General features: G+C 59.0%; 16 protein-coding genes, 2 pseudogenes and 1 CRISPR repeat array. Of the genes and pseudogenes, 11 read left to right on the forward strand and 7 right to left on the reverse strand.

Annotated elements, in window-relative coordinates:
- Positions 1 to 30: 30 nt before the first annotated feature.
- From CPA59_RS01885 to CPA59_RS23020, 4 genes and pseudogenes are all read right to left on the reverse strand, one after another.
- Complete coding sequence (locus tag CPA59_RS01885; RefSeq protein ID WP_084682746.1) at positions 31 to 1,647, reverse strand: carbohydrate porin; 1,617 nt, start codon at positions 1,645 to 1,647, stop codon at positions 31 to 33.
- A 194-nt stretch (positions 1,648 to 1,841) separates the two neighbouring features.
- Positions 1,842 to 2,765: an aminoimidazole riboside kinase gene (locus CPA59_RS01890; RefSeq protein WP_107758579.1), complete on the reverse strand. Its 924-nt coding sequence runs from the start codon at positions 2,763 to 2,765 to the stop codon at positions 1,842 to 1,844.
- A 153-nt stretch (positions 2,766 to 2,918) separates the two neighbouring features.
- Positions 2,919 to 3,278 (reverse strand): type II toxin-antitoxin system HicB family antitoxin, encoded by a 360-nt coding sequence (locus CPA59_RS01895; RefSeq protein ID WP_107758580.1) that lies wholly within the window; start codon positions 3,276 to 3,278, stop codon positions 2,919 to 2,921.
- A gap of 46 nt (positions 3,279 to 3,324) precedes the next feature.
- Positions 3,325 to 3,441, reverse strand: a pseudogene (locus tag CPA59_RS23020) (hexulose-6-phosphate synthase); the annotation flags it as partial.
- Between the two features lie 485 nt (positions 3,442 to 3,926).
- Here CPA59_RS23020 and cas3 point away from each other — a divergent pair.
- The 8 genes and pseudogenes from cas3 to cas2e all read left to right on the forward strand — a co-directional run bounded on the left by cas3 (position 3,927) and on the right by cas2e (position 13,159).
- Positions 3,927 to 6,671, forward strand: a pseudogene (gene cas3 / locus CPA59_RS01900) (CRISPR-associated helicase Cas3').
- A 621-nt stretch (positions 6,672 to 7,292) separates the two neighbouring features.
- Positions 7,293 to 8,828, forward strand: coding sequence for a type I-E CRISPR-associated protein Cse1/CasA (gene casA / locus CPA59_RS01910; protein WP_107758581.1), 1,536 nt, complete (start codon positions 7,293 to 7,295; stop codon positions 8,826 to 8,828).
- Positions 8,821 to 9,486, forward strand: coding sequence for a type I-E CRISPR-associated protein Cse2/CasB (gene casB, locus CPA59_RS01915; RefSeq protein WP_107758582.1), 666 nt, complete (start codon positions 8,821 to 8,823; stop codon positions 9,484 to 9,486). The genes casA and casB overlap by 8 nt, the downstream gene beginning before the upstream one ends.
- Positions 9,483 to 10,544: a type I-E CRISPR-associated protein Cas7/Cse4/CasC gene (gene cas7e / locus CPA59_RS01920; protein ID WP_100848744.1), complete on the forward strand. Its 1,062-nt coding sequence runs from the start codon at positions 9,483 to 9,485 to the stop codon at positions 10,542 to 10,544. Before casB ends, cas7e begins: the two co-directional genes overlap by 4 nt.
- Positions 10,545 to 10,551: 7 nt before the next feature.
- Positions 10,552 to 11,286, forward strand: a complete 735-nt coding sequence (gene cas5e / locus CPA59_RS01925) for a type I-E CRISPR-associated protein Cas5/CasD (protein ID WP_107758583.1) — start codon at positions 10,552 to 10,554, stop codon at positions 11,284 to 11,286.
- On the forward strand, positions 11,286 to 11,933 hold the full coding sequence (gene cas6e / locus CPA59_RS01930) for a type I-E CRISPR-associated protein Cas6/Cse3/CasE (protein WP_049855240.1): 648 nt from the start codon (positions 11,286 to 11,288) through the stop codon (positions 11,931 to 11,933). Before cas5e ends, cas6e begins: the two co-directional genes overlap by 1 nt.
- A gap of 12 nt (positions 11,934 to 11,945) precedes the next feature.
- Positions 11,946 to 12,869, forward strand: a complete 924-nt coding sequence (cas1e, locus tag CPA59_RS01935) for a type I-E CRISPR-associated endonuclease Cas1e (RefSeq protein ID WP_107758584.1) — start codon at positions 11,946 to 11,948, stop codon at positions 12,867 to 12,869.
- Positions 12,866 to 13,159: a type I-E CRISPR-associated endoribonuclease Cas2e gene (gene cas2e, locus CPA59_RS01940; RefSeq protein ID WP_038917614.1), complete on the forward strand. Its 294-nt coding sequence runs from the start codon at positions 12,866 to 12,868 to the stop codon at positions 13,157 to 13,159. The genes cas1e and cas2e overlap by 4 nt, the downstream gene beginning before the upstream one ends.
- A gap of 84 nt (positions 13,160 to 13,243) precedes the next feature.
- A CRISPR array of direct repeats spans positions 13,244 to 14,858; the repeat unit is 29 nt; unit sequence GTGTTCCCCGCGCCAGCGGGGATAAACCG.
- Positions 14,859 to 14,929: 71 nt separating this feature from the next.
- On the opposite strand, the gene CPA59_RS01945 is transcribed toward cas2e, so the two are convergent.
- On the reverse strand, positions 14,930 to 16,594 hold the full coding sequence (locus tag CPA59_RS01945; RefSeq protein ID WP_107758585.1) for a methyl-accepting chemotaxis protein: 1,665 nt from the start codon (positions 16,592 to 16,594) through the stop codon (positions 14,930 to 14,932).
- Positions 16,595 to 17,141: 547 nt separating this feature from the next.
- On the opposite strand from CPA59_RS01945, the gene CPA59_RS01950 reads away from it, so the two are divergent.
- The 3 genes from CPA59_RS01950 to CPA59_RS01960 all read left to right on the forward strand — a co-directional run bounded on the left by CPA59_RS01950 (position 17,142) and on the right by CPA59_RS01960 (position 18,854).
- Entirely contained in the window at positions 17,142 to 17,603 is a 462-nt protein-coding gene (locus CPA59_RS01950; protein ID WP_038917616.1) for a helix-turn-helix domain-containing protein, read from the forward strand.
- Positions 17,603 to 18,178 (forward strand): putative toxin-antitoxin system toxin component, PIN family, encoded by a 576-nt coding sequence (locus CPA59_RS01955; protein WP_038917617.1) that lies wholly within the window; start codon positions 17,603 to 17,605, stop codon positions 18,176 to 18,178. The genes CPA59_RS01950 and CPA59_RS01955 overlap by 1 nt, the downstream gene beginning before the upstream one ends.
- Before the next feature lie 223 nt (positions 18,179 to 18,401).
- Complete coding sequence (locus tag CPA59_RS01960) at positions 18,402 to 18,854, forward strand: YhbP family protein (RefSeq protein ID WP_107758586.1); 453 nt, start codon at positions 18,402 to 18,404, stop codon at positions 18,852 to 18,854.
- A 111-nt stretch (positions 18,855 to 18,965) separates the two neighbouring features.
- Here CPA59_RS01960 and nrdG read toward each other — a convergent pair whose 3' ends face one another.
- Positions 18,966 to 19,430 (reverse strand): anaerobic ribonucleoside-triphosphate reductase-activating protein, encoded by a 465-nt coding sequence (nrdG, locus tag CPA59_RS01965; RefSeq protein ID WP_107758587.1) that lies wholly within the window; start codon positions 19,428 to 19,430, stop codon positions 18,966 to 18,968.
- 98 nt (positions 19,431 to 19,528) lie between these two features.
- Positions 19,529 to 21,667: an anaerobic ribonucleoside-triphosphate reductase gene (gene nrdD / locus CPA59_RS01970; RefSeq protein ID WP_100848752.1), complete on the reverse strand. Its 2,139-nt coding sequence runs from the start codon at positions 21,665 to 21,667 to the stop codon at positions 19,529 to 19,531.
- Positions 21,668 to 21,857 lie beyond the last annotated feature (190 nt).

Raw genomic sequence — 21,857 nt, forward strand, 5'->3', positions numbered from 1 at the left:
AAGCCTTGCCGGTGACGGCCGCGTTAACCGTTAAAACCAGGTTTCCATCTGGACGCCGAAGGTCCATTCGCCGCCGGCTTTGAAGCCGGTGGAGCCGAAGGCGTCGTCGCTGGCGTAGTTATCCAGCCGCTTGTCCCAATCCATGTAACTGGCGAAGACGCGCAGTTCCGGACGGCTTAATAAATTGGAGATATCGCCCACTTTGAACGTCGGGGCGAAAGTCAGCTTGTAGAACCCGCCGCTTACCTGATTACGCGATAAGTATCCCTGAGGATCCAGATTCATATATTGATAGCTGCCTTCATAGGCCAGTGCGAAGTTTTCGGTGATTTCCTGAATAAAGCGCGCATTAAATGTCACCCAGCGATAGTCATCCCCCTGAACGTAACGATCTTTGCTGCTTTGCGCCAGAATCGCCGGGGCGAAGCTCCAGGTTTTATTCAGCGCGGTAGTGCCGTAGGTCGCCAGGCGCCAGGTACTGGCGTTCTGGGTCAGGTTGCCGTCGGAACCGATGGATTTAACTTCGCCGCCGAGGCCGTGGCCGTACAGCAGCGCCACTTTGGACGTCCCGTCGCGCAGACCGTAGAAGCTGTCGCCGTGCCAGGCGGCCAGCGCGTGATAACCGCTGTCGCCGGCATTGGTGTTGGTGACGTTGTTGGCGTTGTTGCGCCCGGTATTTTCTTTTATGTCGTTGTTGCGGGCGCGCAGGCCGCTCAGCATGAACTGGAACGGGCCGACGAAGTTATTGCTGGTGACGATGTAGTTCTGGATCTCGTTGTCCAGCGTGGTGATCTCGCCGAGGCTGCGGCCGTACAGGGAGAAGTTGGTTTTCCAGCCATCCGCCGGTTTTACGTCGTAGATACCGCCGCCGGTCCCTGCCAGGAACACCACGTCGGAGTCGATCCAGTGGATATCGAAGTTGTCGCGGTCAAAACGCTTACCTGCCCACAGCGTGGTGTCCTTGAAGGCGCCGGTGAACGTCGGCAGCGAGCCCAACTCCACAAACGCTTCGCGCACGTTCAGGTCGCTGGTGCTGGCGGTCCAGTCGTTATAGCTGCGCTGGCCGTCCGCCATCATCACTTTGAAACGGGTGGTGGCGCCGTTATCCAGTTTGGTGCGGTGTTCCAGCTTCAGTTCCAGGTAGGTGTCGTCTTCGTTGCCCAGACGGCCGACATGGCCGCCGGTTTCACCGGCCGGCGTCATACTGGGGCCGATGTTCGCCTTCGAACTGGTGACGGAATCGTGGATAGCCAGGCCGGAACGGGCATAACCGTGGAACTCAAAGCCATCGGCGATACTGCGCTTGCTGGCCAGCGAGTCGGTTTTCAGCGCTACCTGCTGGGTCTGCTGTTCGTTTTGCGTGGCGCGCGCCGCGACCTGTTGGGTTTGCTGCGCCACTTGCTGGGTGGTTTGTTCCACCTGCTGGGTTTTCTGCTCGACCTGCGCAGTGCGGGCCGCCAGTTGTTTAGCTTGTTTTTCGGCGGCGTCGGCGCGGGCTTCCGCTTGCTTCGCGCGTTGTTCCGCCTGCAACAGACGCTGCTCCAGCGCGTTCAGGCGCGCTTCAATGCTATCAGAAGGGGCTGCCAGCGCCTGAGAGGTACAGAGTGCGAGTCCCACGGCGGCGGCAAGATAACCTGGCTTTATCATGTTGGGTTTTCCCTTGGATGGTCAGATGGTTTTTTTTGTTTTGCTAAATTGCTAAACCGGTTATGCAGCGAAAGCTAAATGGGGTCGAAGGGGTTGGCAAGGAATTTTGTTTTCTTGCTGTGCTAACTGTGATCATGACAACAAAACCCGCTCCCGGCGGTGCAATGCGGTCGTCGGGAACAGGCTCTGAAAGGCTATAGCGAGGCGGTGAGTTGATGGGCGAACGGCAGCGCCGTCATCGCGCCTTTGGCGGTGGTCGCCAGCGCGCCGCAGCGCTGCGCCTGCGTGAGTACGGTATGCCAGTCGTCAATCTGGTACAGGCTATCGTAGCCGGCCAGTGCGGCGAGCATGCCGGCGACAAAGGCGTCGCCCGCGCCGGTGGTGTCGACCGGGATGACGCGGTGCGCCAGGAAATGGCGCAACTGATGGCCGTCATGCAGCCAGACGCCGTCGCCGCCCTGAGTAATCAGCAACCGCTTGATGGGGTATCGGGCCATCAGGTTGGCGCTGCCCTGACGAATGTCCTCGCTGCCGCTGAGAAACCGGAATTCCTCTTCCGACAGTTTCACTACGTCCGCCAGCGCCAGCACCTGATCCAGACAGGTTCTCAACTCCTGCTCGCTGTGCCACAGGTCGGCGCGGATATTCGGGTCAAAACTGACCCACCCTTGGGCGGCGCGAATCCGCGTTATCGCTTCCAGCGCCGTGCTGCGCGACGGTTCGCGCGACAGGGCGATGGAGCACAGGTGCAGCCATTCGCTGCGCTGAAACGCCGGCAGGTCGGACGGTTGCAGGAACAGGTCGGCGCTGGGGCGCACCATAAACGTGAAGGTGCGCTCACCCTGGGCATCCAGACTCACCACCACGGTGGAGGTGCGGTGTTCCGCATCCGGTTGCATGTGACGGACATCCACCTGCTCGCGGGCCAGTACGTCGCGCAGGAAGTGACCGAACGCGTCCTCGCCGACGCGGCCAATAAAGCCGCTGTGTCCGCCCAATCGGGCGACGCCCACGGCGACGTTGGCGGGCGCGCCCCCCGGACATTTCAGATAGCGCTCCTCGCCTTCCGGAATGAGGTCGACCACCGCATCGCCCATTACCCATACTTTGTGAGACATAATTACACTCTTTATCGGGGATAGTTAAACTGTTGGCTAAAATAGAAGAAACGGTTTAGCTAATCAACTCGTTGATCGGCGAGGGGCATGAAAAGCTCATCAGGAACGCGGTTTATGGTTGTGGTGTATACCCTAAGCAGTTTGAAACCGCCGTCATGCGTGTTTCATTCTCTCGTTTAGCGTCTCGATGATGAAGGCGTTGACAGAGGTTCCCTGCTCGGCAGCAGCTTGATTCAAACGTTCCCCGAACGACTCAGGGTAGCGTAACGTAAATGTTTTAATCCTTTCCTGGCGGACGTATGGCTCAATGCCCGCTGCGCTGCAGTCATCCAGATACTCGCGCAGTGAGATTTCACCTTCTTTTTTCAGCCCCTGAATGCTGTCCGACACAAAATCACAATAGCCGGTCAGACCCAGAAACTTGCCACGAAATGCGCCAAGTTCCGGCACATAACTGATAACAGCCAGTTGTCTGGCTATCTCAATGGTGTTTGGTGTGGATGGTTTGCTCATGGCTTCACTCCTATGCTTTCAAGCCAGTCGCGCAGGTTGGCTACTGCGCCTTTATCAGTGACTCGATATCGGCCCATTTGATGCCTGACTGGACGGGCGATTTAAACACCTGTTCAAGCGTACTTTTTTGCCTCTTCCGTAGTGATGAAACCTGCTCTTTCATTCCCTCGCCTCACAACGTCACTTCCTGAAGTCATTATCAAAACCACCATAAGTGAAGTTAAGTCATGAAGTCATGTATTATATGGACGCCTCTCATTCTCTAACTGATTTTGTGGGTATCCAGCCCGCGGGGAGAGGCTCAGGGATGAGCGGAGTAGTGTAGTAAAGCCGACGCACCTGCAACTTGAAGAATGATTGTATAGCGGCGTAATCCGGGGAAGTCGCTAATGGCAGCTGGTTGAATTTATGACAATAAAAAAGCCGGAACTGAGATCATAAAAAATAATTATCTCGCCGGAATGAGAAATAATTTCCAATAATTATTATTGGGATGACGTTATATTTATTCTCAAATGCTATTCATCGGCTAATGAATGTCACATATGTGATAAGTCGCTTTTTTATTTATAAAAATTATCTTGTCACCGCCTATTTGTTTTCCATACTTAATAAATAGTCACGTGTTTTTAGTGGTGAGGTAAGCCGATGCCCGAGGCAGTCCATTCGGAACTGTTGTCTGAGTCCTATTTTCGTTACTGGGGAAAAGCCCGAACGTTTTCCAATAACGAAAACGGCGCGCCTTATCATTTATTGCCTTATCACTGTCTGGATGTGGCGGCCTGTGGCTATTGGCTGGTGAAAAATAACCGTTTTCATGTCCGTGACCATTTGCAGGCGTTGGGACTGGATGAAGAGTGCGCCGCGTTATGGCTGGCCTGGTTTCTGGCCTGGCACGATATCGGCAAGTTCGCCCGTGGTTTTCAACAGCTCTACCAGAACCCAGCCGCGCCGCTGGTGCATGGGGCGGGGCAGGCTTATTCAATGCGCCATGACTCGCTGGGGTTGTGGTTGTGGCGTTTTAAGCTGCATGACAACTGGCGAGAGCAAACGGACTGGCTGCCCGCCACATCCCGACCGGAGAAACTGCATTACGCGATGGATGTATGGCTGCGGCTGGTATGCGGCCATCATGGACAGCCGCCGCGGGAAGAGGGCAACGGCGCGCTGGCTTTCCACCCTGACGATATTCTGGCCGCACAGGCTTATCTGACCGATTTGCACGCCGTGTTTCCTGAACTAACGGCATTTCCCGATAGTTTTAGCGACAAAAACTGGCGGGTGTTGTTGCAACAGAAAAGCTGGCCGCTGGCTGGCGGCGTGGTACTGGCGGACTGGCTTGGCTCATCGCAGGACGATTTCCCCTATCGGGCGGAGCCGACGCTGACGCTGGCGCAATACTGGCGGCAATGCGCGTTGCCGCATGCCGAGCAGTCGGTGTCTCGCCTGCCGGCCGCTGCTGTGGCTGCGCCGTTTACGGGAATGCGCAACCTCTTTCCCTTTATCACCCGGCCGACGCCGTTGCAGCAGCAGGCGATGGCGGTCGAGATTGATGCGCCCGGCCCGCAGCTGTTTGTGCTGGAGGATGTCACCGGGGCGGGCAAAACCGAAGCCGCGCTGGCGCTGGCGCACCGGCTGATGAGCGCCGGTCGCGGCGACGGGCTGTATGTCGGCCTGCCGACGATGGCGACCGCCAACGCCATGTACCGGCGGTTGGCGAAGGCATATCGCGCCTTGTTTGACGAAAGGGATGCGCCATCGCTGATGCTGGCGCACGGCGCGCGCGACATGGTGACGGATTTCCGCCTGTCGCTATGGGGGCCAGCGCAGGCGGGGCAGATGCGGTACGGGCCGGATAACGAAGACAGCGCCAGCGCCGCGTGCAATCAGTGGTTTGCCGACTCGCGCAAGAAAGCGCTGCTGGCGGATGTCGGCGTCGGTACGCTCGATCAGGCGCTGATGGCGGTGATGGCGTTTCGCCACCAGTCGCTGCGGCTGTTAGGGCTGGGCGGCAAAATTCTGCTGCTGGATGAAGTGCACGCCTACGATGCCTACACCGGCCGTCTGCTGGAAAGCCTGCTGACCTTCCACGCCAGTCAGGGCGGCAGCGCGATTATTCTTACCGCCACGCTGGCGGCGTCTCAGCGGGAGCGGCTGGTGCAGGCGTTCTGTCGGGGGATGCAGCAACCGCCCGGCCGTCTGGCGGAGCAGGCCGGATACCCGTGGTTTACCCAGGTGAACGCGCAGGCGCTGCGGGAGTGGCCGGTGGAAACCCGCGCCGAGGTCCGGCGCACGGTGACGGTTGACTGGCTGTCTCGCCGGTCGGAAGCCATCGCGTTGATTCGTCAGGCGGTGGCCGCCGGGCAGTGCGTCTGCTGGATTCGCAACACGGTGGATGAGGCGATTGACGCCTGGCGGCAGTTGCGCCAGTGCAGCGAGATAACAGCGGACGATGTGCTGCTGTTCCACAGCCGGTTTGCGTTTTGCGACCGCATGGTGATTGAAGACACGGCGATTGAGCGCTTTGGCAAACACAGCACAGGCGCACAGCGGCGCGGCAAGGTGCTGATCGCCACCCAGGTGGTGGAACAGTCGCTGGATATTGATGTGGATGTGATGATAAGCGATCTGGCGCCGGTGGATTTGCTGATCCAGCGCGCCGGGCGCCTGCAACGTCATATCCGCCGGGCAGATGGTCGTTGTAAACAGCTGGACGACGCTGCGCCGCAGCAGGATGACCGCGCCCCGCCGGTGCTGTGGGTTCTGGCGCCGCAATGGCAGCCCGAGGCCGGTCCTGACTGGCTGGGAGTGGAGCTGAGCGGCACCGGCGCGGTGTATCAGCATCATGCGGTGCTGTGGCGCACGCAGGCGATGTTGTGAGATGCGGGCGCGCTGCGCATGCCGGAAGAGGCGCGTTTGCTGATAGACAGCGTTTATGAACAACGCATACCGGCACCGGCGGCGCTGGAGGAGCGCGGCTATCAGGCTGAAGGGAAAAGTCTGGGCGATCGTACCGTCGCGTCGCAGTCGTCACTGGCGTTTGAACTGGGGTATTGCGCCGCCGCCGGTCAGCGCGGCTGGCGCGATGACGCCGAGCTGTTCACCCGTTCAGGCGAGGCATCGCAGGATGTCTATCTGGCATGGCGGGCGGACAGCGACGACGCTTTACCGCAGCCCTATGCCGGTGAGGGGGAGTTTGGCTGGGAGAAAAGCCGCCTGTCGGTGCGCCAGCGCTGGTGGCAGCAGCACGAAAAACAGTGGCCGACCTTACAGGGCGACGCGCTGGACCGCTTTCGACAACAACTGCACCGCCCCGGCGCCGAAGTGCTGTTGCTGGTGCCGGGTGAAGCGGCAGATTACTACCATGCAGATATGGGACTAGTTGCACGGTAGTCAGTGCATGATGAATTTGATAGCCAGGTAATCAGATTGTTGAGAACCCTTCTGGTTGCGCGCCATAGCCTTTTGTGGCGTATCAAAACTGTGCTGAGGTGGGCGACTTCGCCGGGTGAGCCGCATGGACGCGGCGAAAGCCAGTGTCGCGCCGGACAAAAACGCCAGGAGCGTTTTTGAACAGCGTTTACGCTGGCCCGAAGGGCGAGCCCCAGGGATGGGGCGAGTAACCGCGTCACTGGCGGCCCGGACAGCGAAGTCGAACGCCGAAGGTAGCGCGTAGCGCCACAGTTTAGCCACCAGCCAGAGGTCAAGGAGAGGCGGCGTTTGAGCCTCTCCTTGTTGGGCGTGCGGCGGGGTTGCAAAGGAGCAATCCGGTTATCACGCACGAAACGTTTCACTGTTCCAACATAAATTTGTCTGTAATCCGACCATGGAGCTGTTTGTCCACAGCCTCAAGGTAATACGACTGTTTTTCCATAGTCTTTTTACTGCGTTAGCAGTTTTGTCCACCGGGAAACATCGGTGCCACTGGCGCGAACTCTGGCCGCGCCGGGGCAGAAAACAATAACAGGAATCATGACGACCTCACGGATGAGGCCTTACTGAAGAGGTAGGTTCATGTTTTCACTGATTGACACACCCTGGTTACCCGTAGTGGGCGCGGACGGACACCGCACCCACATTTCTCCACGGCAATTGGCCGACGACCGGATTATCGATCTGGCGTGTCCACGGCCCGATTTTCAGGGCGCGGCCTGGCAACTGCTGATCGGCCTGTTGCAAACCGCGTACGCTCCCTCGGATGAGGAAGACTGGGAGGACATCTGGCGCGACGGGCTGGGCGACGGCTGGGTGCGCGCGCTCGACACGCTGGCGCCGGCGCTCAATTTCGGTGCCGACAAGCCCTCGTTTATGCAGGACTTTTCCCCACTGGATGCCGATGACAGCCCGATTTCCGGTTTGCTGATCGATGCGCCGGGCGGCAATACCCTCAAGCTCAATAAAGACCACTTCGTCAAACGCGGCACGGTGAACGCCATCTGCCCGCATTGCGCCGCGCTGGCGCTGTACACGCTGCAAACCAACGCGCCGTCGGGCGGGGTGGGGCACCGGGTCGGCGTGCGCGGCGGCGGGCCGATCACCACCCTGCTGATGCCTTACGACGCGCAAAACCCGGTGCCGCTGTGGCGCAAGCTGTGGGCCAACGTCACGCCCGGCGAGCGCGGCGACTGCGTGGCGGCGGTGTTCCCCTGGCTGGCGGCCACCCGCACCAGCGAAGGCGATAAAGACAAGGTGACGCCGGAAAACGCACACCGGTTGCAGGCGTTCTGGGGTATGCCGCGTCGCATTGAACTGGATTTCGGCCACACCGAGGCCGGGCATTGCGACCTGTGCGGCGATAAGTCGGAGCAACTGCTGACGCACTACCGCACCAAAAACTACGGCGTACAGTACGAACACTGGCAGCACCCGCTGACGCCGTATCGCCTGTCGAACAAAGACGGCATGTTGCTGTCGGTGAAAGGCCAGCCGGGCGGGTTGTCGTACCGCGACTGGCTGGGGCTGGTGATCGGCACGCAGGATGCGCTCAGCCAGACATTGCCCGCTCGTGTGGTGAGCCTCAACCAGCAACGAGCGTCGTTGTTGCACAAGGTCGGGCTGTGGTGCTTCGGCTACGACATGGACAACATGAAGGCGCGCTGCTGGTACGAACACCATGTGCCGGTGTGGAAAGAGATCCCCCCGGCGGTGCACGACTACCTGCCGCTGGGCTTGCAGATGGCCCACGAGGCTCAGCAACTGCTGCGCCAGTCGGTGAAGGCGGCCTGGTTCCGACGGCCGAAAGAGGTGGGCGGCGATTTCAGTATTATCGATGTGTCGTTCTGGCAGGAAACCGAACAGTTTTTCCGCCAGCTTTACCGTTCCATCGCCAGCGGCAAGTGCGCCATCAGCGCGCTGAAAGCCTGGCAGAACCAGCTCTACTTATACCTGCTCGGCACCTTTGACCGGTTGACGTTCGGCAACCCGGACCAACTGGGCGACCTGACGCAGGCGGTGAAAGCACGCAGCGACATGGTGAAGCTGTTCTACGGTCAGAAATCGATGAAGCAGTTTAAACAAATGCAACCTCAGGAGGAGGCGGTGAATGGGTAATACCGCAACGTTGCTGGTGATAGACGCGCCGGCGGCGGCGAAAATCAGTGCCTGGTTTTACGCATTACAGAACCGGCATAACGACAACTACAACGGGCGGGCGGATCGGGCGGCGTTGCGGCGCGCCGCCGCCCCTTATGGCGCGCTGACCTGTCCGGGATTTCAACGGATTGCGCGAATACTGGCGTCGCAAATCGGCGATAAGGAACATCGCCTGCTGGCGGTGGCGATATTCGCGGCGGTGGCGGTTCATGCGGACGAGCATAACGGCAAGAAAAGTTTCGCCGCGCAACTGGGGGAAAAGGTCACTGCCGGCAGCGACCGGCGCTACCTGTCCGAACTGCGTTTTGAACGCCTGCTGCGGGCGCAGACGCCGGAGGAGCTGTGTCGCCTGCTGATCCGCGCCGTCACGATTCGCGGCAGCGACGGGGTGAATCTGCCGTCGCTGGCCGACGGCATCCTGCTGTGGATGGACGAATGGTACGACCGACAGCACAACCTACCGGCACAACCCAATCCGTTAAAACGCAACGCAGTGCGCTGGGCTTGCGAATACAACCAGACGTCGCTGGAGCCCGCACCGGACGATACGCCATCAGCCCATACCGCCAACGAACCGACCGGAAATCACCCGACCGACAACAAGGAACCGGCATGACCACCTTTATTCAACTGCATTTTTTGACCGCCTACGCGCCAGCCAACCTGAACCGGGACGACACCGGCCGCCCGAAAACCGCCATCGTCGGCGGGGTGGAGCGGTTGCGGGTGTCGTCACAAAGTCTCAAACGCGCCTGGCGCACCTCCGAGGTGTTTGAAACCGCCTTGGGCGAGCACATAGGCAAACGTACCCGCCAATTGGGGCGAGTGGTGTATAAGGCGCTTACCGACGGCGGCGTGGCGACCAAAACCGCGGAGGAAGCCGCGAAGAAAATTGCCGGGCAGTTCGGCAAGCTGAAAAAAGAAGAGAAAAACAGCCCCGACCCGCTGGAGAAGTTCGACATCGAACAACTGGCGCACGTCAGCGTGCCGGAGCGGGCGCGGGTGGATCAACTGGTGGATGCGCTGATTGCCGAATCCCGCGAACCCAACAGCGAAGAGCTGAAACTGCTGCGCAAAGAGGTGGCGAGCGTCGATATCGCGCTGTTCGGCCGTATGCTGGCGTCCAGCCCGGAATTTAACGTGGAGGCCGCCTGTCAGGTGGCGCACGCGCTGGGCGTCAGCGCGGTGACGGTAGAAGACGATTTCTTCACCGCGGTGGATGACCTCAACACCGGCGAGGACAACAGCGGCTCCGGCCATATGGGCGAGCAAGGCTTTGCCTCGGCGCTGTTCTATCAATATATCTGCATCGACCGCGACCGGCTGCGGGAAAACCTCGGCGGTGACGAGGTGCTGGTGCAGCGCACGCTGCGGGCGCTGGGGGAAACCGCGCTCACCGTGTCGCCCACCGGCAAGCAGAACAGTTTCGCCTCCCGCGCGTATGCCTCTTACGTGTTGGCGGAACGGGGCTCGGCGCAGCCGCGCGCGCTGTCGGTGGCGTTTTTCAAACCGGTGCGCAGCGCCGAACCGCTGGAAACGGCGATTAGCGCGCTGAAAAACCAGCAGGAGAAGTTCAATCGCGCCTACGGCGCCGACGGCATGACCGACTATGTGCTGGATGTGGAAGCCGGAGCCGGCAGCCTGCCGCAACTGTTGGATTTCATCAGCCAGTGAGGGCGGCATGACTGAGTATCTGGTGTTTCAGCTTTACGCGCCGCTGGCATCCTGGGGGGAACCGGCGGTGGGCGAGGTGCGCCATACCTCGCCGGTGCCCAGCCGTTCCGCGCTGCTGGGGCTGCTGGCGGCGGCGCTCGGCATCCGGCGCGACGACGAAGAACGGCTGACGCAATTCAACGCCCACTACCGCTTCGCGGTCAGGCCGCTTTCCCGCCGGGAGGGCTGGCTGCGTGACTACCATACCGTGCAAATGCCGCGTGAAGAACGCAAGCGGGTGCGCCACACCCGTCGCGATGAGCTGTGTTCAGACCCGGCGCAAGGGCTGGAAACGCTGCTGACCGCCCGCGAATACCGCTGCGACGCCTACTACCACGTGGCGGTGAGCGCCACCGACGGCGCGCCGGTCACGCTCGCGCAACTGGCCGACGCGCTGCGCACGCCGGTGTTCCCGCTGTATCTCGGCCGCAAAAGCTGCCCGCTGGCGTTGCCGCTGGCGCCGCACCTGTTCAGCGGCTCGCTCCCTGAGGTATGGCAACAGGTTGACGGGGCGCCGTTGCTAAACGACCCCGATCTGCAGTTCATCAACCAGCCGGACGGCACCTGCTACTGGGAAGCGGGTGAGGATGTGGCGGCGGACGGGGTGATGCAGGTGTTGCGCGGCGATCAGCCCGCCAGCCGTCGGCGCTGGCAATTTACCACGCGGGTACAGTATCGCGGCGTGCTGAAAGGAGGTCAGTGATGTTCTTTTCCCGGGTGACGCTGCAACCAGCGGCGCTGTCATCGGTGATGGCGGACAAGTGGCAGACCTCGCCGGTCTACGCCAGCCATCAGTGGTTGTGGCAACTGTTCCCGCAGGAAGCGCAACGCGGTTTTCTGTTTCGGCAGGACGACCATGCGACGCTTAGCCGCTATTACCTGCTCTCGGCCTGCGCGCCCCGGCAGGATCACAACCTGTTTGTGGTGGAAACCAAACCCTGGCAGCCACAGCTGAGCGTCGGGATGCAACTGGCGTTTTCCCTGCGCGCCAATCCGGTGGTGACGCGCCAACGGCAGCGGAGTGATGTGCTGATGGACGCCAAATACCACGCCAAAGCGCAAGGGGCGGACAAGGCGGAGATCTGGCCGCGCCAGCAACAGGCCGCCGCTGACTGGCTGGCGCGTCAGGGCGAGCGCTGCGGGTTTGAGGTGAACGCCTGTCGCGTTGACGGTTATCAGCGTCATCGGCTGTATAAACCGCAGCAGACCGCGCCGGTCAGCTTCAGTTCGGTGGATTTCGACGGCCTGTTGCGTATCACCGACGCCGGGCGTTTTGCCCAGGCGGTCAGTCAGGGGCTGGGCAAAAGCCGGTCGCTGGGGTGTGGGCTGCTGCTGTTGCGACGCGCCTGAACGGGAGGGTGAATGTCGTTTGTTCCGCTTAACCCGCTGCCGCTAAAAGACCGTACCTCGATGATCTTCCTGCAATACGGGCAGATTGACGTTATCGACGGCGCTTTTGTGCTGATCGACAAAAACGGTGTGCGCACCCATATCCCGGTCGGCTCGGTGGCCTGCATTATGCTGGAGCCGGGCACCCGCATTTCCCACGCGGCGGCAAAGCTGGCGGCTACCGTCGGCACGTTGCTGGTGTGGGTGGGCGAGGCCGGGGTGCGGCTGTACGCCGCCGGGCAGCCGGGCGGGGCGCGTTCCGACCGGTTGCTGTATCAGGCGAAGCTGGCGCTGGATGAAGAATTGCGGCTGAAGGTGGTGCGGCGCATGTTTGAGCTGCGCTTTGGCGAACCGGCGCCGAGTCGACGCTCGGTGGATCAACTGCGCGGCATTGAAGGCGCGCGGGTACGGCAGACCTACAGCCTGCTGGCGAAGCAGTACGGCGTGAAATGGCAGGGCCGCCGCTACGACCCGAAAGATTGGGAACGCGGCGACAAAGTCAACCAGTGCATCAGCGCCGCCACCGCCTGCCTGTACGGTATTACCGAGGCGGCGGTACTGGCGGCAGGCTACGCGCCTGCCATCGGTTTTGTCCACAGCGGCAAGCCGTTATCGTTTGTCTACGATATCGCCGACATCATCAAGTTCGAGGGCGTGGTGCCTAAAGCGTTCGAGATTGCCGCCCGTAATCCGCTGGAACCGGATCGCGACGTGCGGGTGGCGTGTCGCGATATTTTCCGCAGCCAGCAGACGTTGGCCAAACTGATTCCGCTGATTGAAGACGTGCTGGCCGCCGGCGAGATCGCGCCGCCACAGGCACCGCCGGACGCGCAACCGCCGGCCATTCCTGAGCCGACGCCGTTTGGCGACGCCGGTCACCGGGGGCATGGCGGATGAGTATGCTGGTGGTGGTCACCGAGAACGTGCCGCCGCGCCTGCGTGGTCGGCTGGCGATCTGGCTGCTGGAGGTGCGCGCCGGCGTATATGTGGGCGACACCTCGCGTCGGGTGCGGGAAATGATCTGGCAGCAGGTGGTGGAACTGGCGGAGCAGGGCAACGTGGTGATGGCCTGGGCCACCAATACCGAATCCGGTTTTGAGTTTCAAACCTTCGGTGAAAACCGCCGGATGCCGGTGGACCTCGACGGACTGCGGTTAGTCTCATTTCACCCTGTTGAAAATCAATAGGTTAATGTTCTTTAACAACCGGAAAAAATCGGTGGAATTTTCCTGCCTTTAAAATGCCTTATAAAACAGGTATATATTTTTAGAGTGTTCCCCGCGCCAGCGGGGATAAACCGACATTCACTATTTCGATTTAAAGCGGCTTTGGGTGTTCCCCGCGCCAGCGGGGATAAACCGGTAACAGGACCCAGTATCAGACTGGCGGAGGAGTGTTCCCCGCGCCAGCGGGGATAAACCGTCTGCGCTTTTCCTAATCGTTCCGTTCCTGGCGTGTTCCCCGCGCCAGCGGGGATAAACCGTCTGTCGGGCCAGACCATTTGCCATCCGGTCCGTGTTCCCCGCGCCAGCGGGGATAAACCGAGGCGGCTGACGGTGCCGAGGCCGAGCCAGATGTGTTCCCCGCGCCAGCGGGGATAAACCGTTGCGTAAAAATTTCGTCTTCAATGTAAATTTGTGTTCCCCGCGCCAGCGGGGATAAACCGAGCGCCGGGCCAGGCTGCCTAGCGTTAAGCCCGTGTTCCCCGCGCCAGCGGGGATAAACCGTGTCAACGAAAAAGGCAAACTGGACCAGGCGGGTGTTCCCCGCGCCAGCGGGGATAAACCGCTCATCGCGGCCGACCAGGCTCGTCTGAAAACGTGTTCCCCGCGCCAGCGGGGATAAACCGTTGTTGGCCTGGCTGCTGCTGAGCGTTTCGTAGTGTTCCCCGCGCCAGCGGGGATAAACCGGATGGCCGGACCATACGGCTATGCGATGCCAGGTGTTCCCCGCGCCAGCGGGGATAAACCGCGCATGAGAACAGACACACTGAATGAGCGCATGTGTTCCCCGCGCCAGCGGGGATAAACCGCCGTCACCTCTAGATTTCTCGGCGTCGGGCGCGTGTTCCCCGCGCCAGCGGGGATAAACCGATGCGCTTAAAGAGTGGGGAAAGCTGGATAAGGTGTTCCCCGCGAGAGCGGGGATAAACCGGGCCAGCCCGGCACGTTGATCGAAGAGGGCATGTGTTCCCCGCGCCAGCGGGGATAAACCGAAACAGCGCGAAACTCTACGTGCAACTCTCGGGTGTTCCCCGCGCCAGCGGGGATAAACCGGCTCAACAGTTTGTCACATCAACGGGGCGGCAGTGTTCCCCGCGCCAGCGGGGATAAACCGCAGGTGGGCTGGCGATGATCGTCTCCACCAAAGTGTTCCCCGCGAGAGCGGGGATAAACCGCACAACGCAGATCGCAACGATGGCCGCTATCCGTGTTCCCCGCGAGAGCGGGGATAAACCGTCTGCTACATGGACTCCGACTGGTATGACATCGTGTTCCCCGCGAGAGCGGGGATAAACCGGTCATAGGCGCCGGGAGCGTCGGCAACTCTCTGTGTTCCCCGCGCCAGCGGGGATAAACCGAATGCGCTGATTTATCGCCTGACTCGCGATATGTGTTCCCCGCGTCAGCGGGGATAAACCGGAGGTCTATGACGACCGCACTGGAACGAACCGGTGTTCCCCGCGCCAGCGGGGATAAACCGAATGGCTGGAGTGGGTCGCAGGCGATAAAAAAGTGTTCCCCGCGAGAGCGGGGATAAACCGGTGCAGAAACGGGCTTTAGTGGATGGGAATCGGTGTTCCCCGCGCCAGCGGGGATAAACCGACACGACGGCCGTTTACCTGGTTGTACAGGGCGTGTTCCCCGCGCCAGCGGGGATAACCCGTTGATTAAGATAGCCTGATCGGCGACCGGTTACGGAAAAAGCCACTACCCAGGCTTGGGTTAAAACGAGTGCTAGTCGTCCTCGCTGCCTGATGCTTTGCCCGAGGATGCCGCCGGTTTTAACGCCAGTGTTTTCGCGGCGGGTGGGGCGGAAAGCCGGGGTTTGTTGCCGGGTGCGCTATAAGCGCGGTGGCTGGTTTCTTCCTGATGGAAGATGCTGACCACCTGTTTTAACTGTTCGGCCTGCTGTTGCAAGGCTTGCGTGGCGGTGTTGCCTTCTCTGACCAGCGAGGCATTTTGCAAGGTGGTTTGCTCCATCTTATTGATCGCCATATTCACCTGTTCGATGCCAAGCGACTGCTCCTGACTGGCGACGCTGATTTCCCCCACCAACTCGCTCACTTTGCGCACGCCATCCACAATTCCCTGAATTGAGGCGCCGGCTTTTTCCACCAGTTGGTTCCCGGCGTCCACCGTTTGTACCGAATGACCGATAAGCTCTTTGATTTCTCTGGCGGCCGAGGCGCTGCGTTGGGCCAGACTGCGCACTTCGCTTGCCACCACCGCAAACCCCCGGCCTTGCTCGCCGGCGCGAGCCGCTTCAACCGCTGCATTGAGCGCCAGGATATTGGTCTGAAACGCGATGCTGTCGATGACGCCGATGATATCGACGATTTTTTTGGAAGAGCTATCGATAGCGCCCATGGTTTGCACCACTTCGCTGACCAGTTGCCCGCCGGATTGCGCCTGAATGGCGGTATCTTGCGCCAACTGGCTGGCTTGTCTGGCGTTATCGGCATTGTGCCGAACGGTCGAGGTGAGCTGTTCGATCGAGGACGCTGTTTCTTGCAGCGCGCCGGACTGCTCTTCGGTACGGCTTGAGAGGTCCAGGTTGCCCGCTGAGAGCTGCGATGATGCGCCGGCGATGGCTTCCGCCCCTTCGCGCACCTCTCCGACCACCGTCCGTAACTGGGCGATCATGGCTTTTAGCGCGAATTGCAGCTGCGCCAGTTCATCGCGGCCTTGCGGGGAGATCTCTGCGGTGAGATCGCCTTTGGCGACGGCATGCGTTATCAGTACCGCTTTTTGCAGCGGGCGCACAATGCTGCGGGTCAGCATCCAGGCGAGCAGCGAACCGATGACGGTAATCAACACCCCCAGCCCGCCGAGAAAGAAATAGCTGTTACTGGCGCGTTCGGCAATGTCCATCCGCATCCGGTCAATGCTGGTGCGCTGGTAGTCGCGCAAGATGTTCATGCTTTTTTGGTACTCGACGGCGATAGGCTGCAATCTTTGTTCAAAGAATTGCTTGGCCTGTTCCGAGTTTCCCGCTGACTTGGCGGCGAAAATGTCATCCCGCGCTTTGATGTACGCCTGACGGTTGGTGTTTAAGTTATCCAGCAGGGCCTTTTCTTCACTCGAAGACACCAGCGCGGTAAATTGCGCCGCACGCTCATTGTTCTCTTTGGTGGCGTTGGCGTTATCCGCCGCGAACACCTGCGCCAGTGAGGCATCACTGCTGCGCGCGGTGGCGGTGGCCCGTTGTATGCCGGCGGCGAGAGCCGCGCCCCAGTCCGCCACCAGCCGTTCTTTGCGCAGCGGTATTTGCATAATCTGTTCCGCGTTTTGGCTAATCTGGCGGAGTTGATAGATGCCGCTGGCAAGCATGGTTAACGAAAATGCGATAAGTATCCCAAACCCTATGGATAGCCGAATACCAATGTTGTAGTTTTTCATTTTTACTCCTGGGTTTCTCTGTCGCTGTTTGTCAGATTTTCTTATGTTCGACGTAACGGATATGCTCAGTGATTTGTATAGCAGATATTCTCAGGTGTGCAGCAGGCTCGCCGGATTTGTGTTGACTCTTTTTCCCCACGGGGGTCCTGAGGGATCCCCATAAAATCAGCGCTAATAAACCAACACCATACTCCAGTAGGTGTTGGCGAGGTGGTTAAGAACGGTGTTCAGCACCGTTCGTCTTAACATTAGCGGAGAGTGTCGCAGGACATTCTCCGCTAATTTTTCATCACTTCACGTGGCTTAAACTCGTCTGTGCTGCTGAAAATAAGCCAGGGTTCTTTGGCTGCTGAGCGCCCCCGTGACGACCCTACCGCCGAGGTGTTCCCCGCGCCAGCGGGGATAAACCATGCACCTCTGCGGTTGCTTGTCGAACTCGGCGTTTTTTCGTTTATTTCGTTTGTTGTGCTTTTCGTTTATTTCGTATAGTCTGATTGCAACCGTTACGGTTATCACTAGACCTCAAACTGAAAATGGAATACCCAAAATGACAAACTCAATTCTTGATAGCCTGAGCCTTCCGGCACCAGGGGAGATTGAGGCGGCTGTTCGTGGACAAAGGGAGCTTGCTGCCTATCTCTCCACAAAGATGGAAACACAAAAAATCTCGATTCAGGACGCAGATAACAACACTCGTCAGGTCGAATTACCGACGTCGGCACTGACATTATTGATGTCGATTTTAGGCGAGCTGGCTGTGGGTAACGCGGTTCAGGTTGTTCCTGTTCATGCTGAATTAACGACACAGGAGGCAGCCAACATTCTGAATGTTTCACGCCCTCACATGGTGAAGCTTCTGGAGGATGGGAAACTACCTTTTCATAAAACCGGTCGCCACCGCCGTGTGCTTTTCGCTGACCTGATGGACTATAAACACCAGAGGGATAATGAAAGCAGTAGAGCAATGCAGGCGTTGGCAGATCATAGCCAAGAGCTTGGATTGTACTAATGACCCATACACCTTATCCTGTCGTGCTAGATGCGTGCGTAATTTATCCATCTCTCCTGCGGGATTTATTAATCCACTTAGGACTAACAGGGCTGTATCAGCCTAAGTGGACGGCCATCATCGAGGATGAATGGCAACGCAATCTACTGCTGAATAGACCTGATTTAACCCCGGAGCAAATCTCGCGGACACGCGAGCTGATGAATCAGGCTATTCCTGATGCGATGATTACTGGGTTTGAAGCGCTCATTCCAGGCATCACGCTCCCTGATCCTGATGATCAGCATGTGGTTGCAGCCGCCATTCGCAGTAACGCTGAAATCATCGTTACGTTTAACCTGAAAGATTTTCCCCATCCCGAGATCGATAACTTTGGCATTGAAGCGCTACACCCGGATGATTTCATCACAGACCTGCTCGATTTGAATCAGGCGCTTGTGTTATCCGCAGTAAGCAGGCAGCGTCACAGCATGAGAAAACCGCCTAAATCGGTTGATGAGTATCTTGATGCGTTACTCCGGCAGAGCTTACCGCAAACAGTAAAAGAATTGAGTAAATTCCACGCCCTGATTTAGTCTGCTTGGTGACCATAGCGGACAATCCAACCCACCGCCAACATCACCAAAATTTCCCTTTCTGTGAAGACGTTATCCGTTTTTTCTATCAATCTCGGGCAAAATATCGGCGCAACAGGTCTGTATTTTGCCCGGGAAGTGGCATTATGTGCAGTTCGTGATAACAGGGACTGATGCTATCCGGTCAGGCAAGGATTAACGACGTTCTACCGGGAGAGGGGCCGTGGAGGCAGAGAATACCCTGGGAGTTATTTCCCGCTATCTGAAGAAATTGCATGTGCTGACGCTGTGTGTCAGCGACGATGACGATTTATGGTGTGCTAACTGCTTTTATGTGTTTGATGATGAACAGATCGCCTTTTATCTGATGACGGAACCGGATACGAGGCATGGCGAGATTATGCGGCGATGCCCACAGGTGGCGGGCACGGTCAATGGTCAGCCGAAGAGCGTGCTGCTGATTAAAGGCGTGCAGTTTCTGGGCGAGATCAGCCGATTGAGCGGCGATGAAGAAGCGCAGGCGCGCAGTCGCTATAACGTTCGCTTTCCGATTGCCCGCAGCAGCGGCGCGCCGGTCTGGAAGCTGTCGCTCAAAGAAATGAAAATGACCGATAACGCGCTGGGGTTTGGAAAAAAGCACCTTTGGCGTCGTGATACGGTGACGGAACCGATGTAACCGACGTCGGTTTTCCGTGTGCCGGTTTTCCATATATGTGCCGTTTTCATCTAACGGTATCCGCGTGGAGCGATGCCTGCGCCACGCGGTGTGTCTGTACCCGCCGCCGGCTCAGCGCAGATGGTGAATCACCTGATTGCGGCTGCCGCGCCATATCAGCGTCAAATCCCGCTGTTCCTGCACGAACCGGCCGTCCACCAGCACGTTGATCAGATCCACTATGTCGCGCTGTTCCGACGTCAGTTCATCCAGCCGATAACCGGTCCACATCCAGATATTCTTACCGGGGCATTCGTCATGCACCCGTTTCACCAGCCGCAGGATATCGGGCACGTTTTGCGGGTGCAGCGGGTCGCCGCCCGACAGCGACAGTCCCTGCAACGGTACGTCGGTGTTTTGCAGATCGGCGATGATGCGATCTTCCATTTCCTGCGTGAAAGGGTGCCCGGAGTTCACTCGCCAGGTGCTCTGGTTATAGCAGCCGGCGCACTGGTGCTCGCAGCCTGCCACAAACAGCGTACAGCGCGTTCCCGGACCGTTGACCACATCCACCGGGTAGTATTGATGGTAGTTCATAGCGATTACCGTCCAAAAGGCCGCCCACCGGGCGGCATCAGCCTAACGCCGCAGTCGTGCATGAGGCCGCGCGCCCAGAAGGAGCGCGGCGCAGACTGTCAGCCCAGTTGTCCGCTGGCAAGGTGTTTTACCCGGCGTTTGACCTCTTCCTGCTTGCCGGCGTTGAACGGACGCGCATCCGGGCTACCCAGGTAGCCGCACACCCGCCGCGTCACCGAGACGCGCGAGGAGTCGTGGTTACCGCACTGCGGGCAGGTAAAGCCTTTGCTGGTGCAGTCGAACTCGCCGGTAAAGCCGCACTCGTAGCACTCGTCGATCGGCGTGTTGGTGCCGTAATAGGGGACTCGGGTGTAGCTGTAGTCCCATACGTCTTCCAGCGCCCTGAGGTTGTGCTGCAGGTTGGGATACTCGCCGTAACAGATAAAACCGCCATTCGCCAGCGGCGGATAAGGGGCCTCAAAATCGATCTTCTGGTACGGATTGACCTTTTTCTCCACGTCGAGATGGAAGCTGTTGGTGTAGTAGCCTTTGTCGGTGACGCCGGCCACTACGCCGAATTCAGCGGTATCCAGACGGCAGAAGCGGTCGCACAGGTTTTCGCTTGGCGTACTGTACAGGCTGAAACCATAACCGGTCTCTTCCTTCCAGCTTTCGGTCGCGGCCTTCAAACGGGCGATAATCGCCACCGCTTTCTGCCGCAGGGTTTCATCATCGAACACATGAACCTGATTGCCGAACAGGGCGTTGATGGTCTCATGCACCCCGATATAACCCAGCGAAATGGAAGCGCGGCCGTTCTTGAAAATCTCGGCGATATTGTCGTCCGCCTTCAGGCGTACTCCGCATGCCCCTTCCATATAAAGTATAGGCGCTACACGGGCTTTTACATTTTCCAGCCGCGCGATACGCGTCATCAGCGCCTTTTTCGCCAGCAGCAGCCGCTGGTCCAGCAATTGCCAGAAGCGGGCTTCGTCGCCGTGGGCTTCCAGCGCGATGCGCGGCAGGTTCAGGCTGATGACGCCCAGGTTGTTGCGGCCGTCGTGGATCTGTTCGCCGTTTTCTTCGTATATCCCCAGGAAACTGCGGCAGCCCATCGGCGTCTTGAACGAGCCGGTGACTTCCACCACCTGATCGTAATTGAGAATATCCGGGTACATGCGCTTGCTGGCGCACTCCAGAGCCAGTTGCTTGATGTCGTAATTCGCGTCGCCCGGTTTGTGGTTAACGCCGTCACGGATGGCGAACACCAGTTTCGGGAACACCGCCGTCTTGTGGTTTTTGCCCAGTCCGGCGATACGGTTGCGCAGGATCGACTGCTGAATCAGCCGCGATTGCCAACTGGTGCCAAGCCCAAAACCGAAGGTGACGAACGGCGTCTGGCCGTTGGCGGTGTGCAGGGTGTTGACTTCGTACTCCAGCGACTGGAAAGCGTCGTAGCACTCTTTCTCGGTACGGCTGAGCGCGTAGCCTTCGGCGTCCGGAATCTGCCATTCGCGCGCCACGGCGCAGTGCTTCTCGTGGCTGGCGGTGACGAACGGCGCCAGAATTTCATCGATACGGTTGATGGTGGTGCCGCCGTAGATATGGCTGGCGACCTGCGCGATGATCTGCGCGGTGACCGCGGTGGCGGTGGAGATGGACTTGGGCGGCTCGATTTCCGCGTTGCCCATCTTGAAACCCTGCGTCAGCATGCCGTTGAGGTCGATCAGCATGCAGTTGAACATGGGGAAGAACGGCGAGTAGTCGAGGTCGTGGTAATGGATCTCGCCGCGTTCGTGAGCCAGCACCACGTCGCGCGGCAGGATGTGCTGTTTGGCGTAATGTTTGGCGACAATCCCCGCCAGCAGGTCGCGCTGGGTGGGGATGACCTTGCTGTCCTTGTTGGCGTTTTCGTTGAGCAGGGCGACGTTGCTTTGCTCCACCAGTCCGCGGATTTCCTGATTCAACCGCCCCTGACGCTCACGAGCCACATCGCGGTCGTGGCGGTATTCGATATAGGTACGCGCCAGTTGCTTGTACTTGCCGGACATCAGCAGGTTTTCCACCACGTTCTGAATCTCGCGAATATCAACGCGCGCTTTTCCCTGCACCTGCTGAGCGACGGCGCCGGCGACGGTGGCACAGTAGTCCGCATCATCCACGCCGGCAGCTTTTGCCGCTTTGATGACTGCGTCATTGATTCGGTTTTCGTCAAAAGGTACCTGACATCCGTCCCGTTTAATCACTACTGGTTTCATGTTGTTCCTCGGTGTTCTTCCTTTGTTGATGTTATCCACAGGCGGAAGCCGCGGCTGACAACGGATGCGGAGGCTGTGGATGTTCTTGTGGATAAACACAATATGTAGGTTCTTGTAAAAGGATAGACACTATATATTGAATTCGCCTGGGAGGGGACCCGGTTTTATTGCGCCGAAATTGACCTGGCTC

Origin of the sequence: Dickeya sp. Secpp 1600 (assembly GCF_003049805.1) — a bacterium.
GTDB classification, from domain to species: Bacteria; Pseudomonadota; Gammaproteobacteria; order Enterobacterales; family Enterobacteriaceae; genus Dickeya; species Dickeya fangzhongdai.